The sequence below is a fragment of the Rhizobacter sp. P2_H2 genome (assembly GCF_056403375.1).
The window spans coordinates 1-2,492 of the sequence record NZ_JBFUFP010000815.1 but is presented as its reverse complement, the minus strand read 5'-3'; the positions used below and the strand labels follow the sequence as shown (position 1 = coordinate 2,492).

Annotated in this window: 1 protein-coding gene; it reads right to left on the bottom strand. The window is 69.7% G+C overall.

Going from position 1 to position 2,492, the window contains the following annotated elements; genetic code table 11:
* On the bottom strand, positions 1 to 2,473 hold a 2,473-nt coding region (locus AC1D15_RS26730), incomplete at its 3' end, for a choice-of-anchor D domain-containing protein (RefSeq protein ID WP_477828383.1).
* Between the last annotated feature and the right edge of the window lie 19 nt (positions 2,474 to 2,492).

Below are 2,492 nucleotides of genomic sequence, written 5' to 3'. Positions count from 1 at the left end.
CGTTGGTGCTGCCCGTGGCGATCAACGTCTGGGCACCTTGCGAGCCGATGGGGCCGGCCGAACTCATCGTGACCGTCACCGTGCACGCCGTGCCCGGATCGATGTTGCAGCTGCCAGGGGCCACCGAGTACGCGCCGCTGAGACCGGACATCGTCAACGTGGCGGCCTGGTTGCCGCTGTTGAAGAAGCTCACAGTGCCACTCGCGGAAGCGCCGCCCTTCGATGCACTGAGCGCCGAGGCGTTGTTAGCCGAAAGATAGACATTCGAGCCGTACACCGTGCCCGCGACGGCGGCCGACACCGCACCGGTCGTGCCACCCGTGGCCACCAGGATCTGGCTGCCTTGCGCGCCAAGCGCGCCACTCGTAGCCATCGACACCGTCACGGCGCAGGTACCTCCCGCAGGCGCCGCGCAGCTTGCCGGGCTCACCGAGTAAGGTGCGCTCAGGCCCGACATCGTGAGCGTCGCCGCCTGGTTGCCGCTGTTCGTGAAGGTCACCGTGCCGCTACCCGCTGCACCGCCCTTCTGCGCCGTCAGGCCAGCGGCGCCATTGCCAGTCACCGCGATCACCGATTGCAGGCCCGTGCCGTTCAGGGCCGCAGACAGCGTCCCCGCCCCCGTGCCGATGCTCACGCTGCCGCTGCGTGCCGCGTTGGCTGTCGGCTGGAAGCGCACGGTGATTGCACAGTTGCCGCCCACCGCCAGCGAGCTACCGCAGGTCGTCGAGACAAAACCGAAGTCGGTACCGCTGACCGATGCCGCTGCCGGCACCGTCATGCTCAGCGGGCCGACGCCGGTGTTAGCGAGCGTCGAAGTCAGTGTCGGCGCGCTGCCGACGGCCACGCTGCCGAAGTCGATGGCGCTCAGGCTGCCCGAGGGCGCCTGCCCCGTGCCCGACAGCACCGCCGACTTCACGCCCAGCTCGGTGTTGACGTTCAACCCGCCACTGCGCGCACCGGCCGCCGTTGGCGTGAAGCTCACGGTCACCGTGCACGAGGCACCCGCCGCCAGGCTCGCACCGCAGGTCGTGCCCGCAAAGCCGAACTCGCTGCCCGATGCCGACGACACCGCCGCAGCGGTCGGCACCGTCAGGTTCATCGCCACGCCGCCGGTGTTGCTCAGCGTCGCCGTGGCGCCGCTGCTCTGCCCGATCTGCGTGGTCGCAAAGGCTGGTGCGCTCAGCGCGGCCGCCGGCGCGGTGCCGCGCGTGGCGCTCGCACCGGCTGCCGTTCCAGYGCTCGCACCGACCGCCGCCAGGCTGTTCGGCGCCACATTCGTCTGCGTGCTGCCCTGACGGCGGCCGAGCAACCAGTTGTCCCCGGCGATGTTGTCGGCCGCATAGACGTACTTCGCCGTCGACGTGACGGTCTGCGCCACACCGGCCGCGTTGCCGCTCGTCAGCGTGTCCACCTGCGTCGGGTCGCCGTTGTCGTTGAAGCGGTTGGTGGTCGTGGTGACCGGCAACGCCTCCCCGGTGGCCGGCTCCTTGCCGGTCTTGGTGGTCTTGTAGAGATAGGGCCGCAGGATCCGCGTGCCGGCCGCCAGCGGGCACGGTGCGTCCGCCGTGGCGTTCGCTTCGGCAGTTGCGCCGGCGGATCTCTCGCAATGCACGTTGACTTCGCTGGACAGCACCAGCCCCGACGCCTGGTCGAGTGTGCTGCGCCAGGTCTCGCTGCGCACCGGCAGCCCAATGTAGGGATGGCGTTGCTGCTGTTGCAGTACCTGCGTCAGCACCGTGCCGTCGGGCGCCTGCCGCTGGCGGCGCACCTCGCGGAAGCCGCGCGGGCCATACCCGTCGTGGGCCAGCTTGAGGCCGCGGTAGCTGAACTCCTCGATCACCTGGCCGCTGCCGACGCCGCTGTCGCGCGTGACGGTGGCGACGACGTACGACGAATCGATGCTGTCGTACAGCGGGAACACCGCCGCGTTCGCCGTGCCGCGGTCGCTCGTGTACCGCGGGCCGAGTGCGCCACTGGTGGAGTTGGCCAACGGCACCCAGGTCAGCGTGGTTCGCAGGTTGCGGGGCGAGGTCACACCCACCAGCAGGTCCGGCGGCAGCGTGGAACCCTGGCGGACGTACAGCTGGTTGCTGGTGCCGTCGCCCGGCGTCGGCGATCCCAGCATCCGCAGGATCTCCACGTCGCCCCGGCCGGTGAAGTTCCCGGTGACGAAGGCGGCCGCGCTGTCGCTGCGCTGCAGCAGGTCGTTGGCCGTCTTGAGGTTGAAGCCGGTCGACTGGCGGTAGGTGCCGTCGCCGTTGCTCAGGTAGATCTTGTTCTGCGTGGGATCGTCGGCCCAGCGGATGATGTCGTCGCGGCCATCGCGGTTGACGTCCGCGAAGACGATGTCGGCCGTGTGCGTGGTGTAGCCGAGCTGCGACGAGGTCGTGACCAGCGATTCGGAACCCAGGTTGTAGTTGCTCTCTCGCAGCAGGTGGCCACCGCCGTCGGAGACGCTGGCCAGACAGTCCACGCGGCCATCGCCGTTGAAG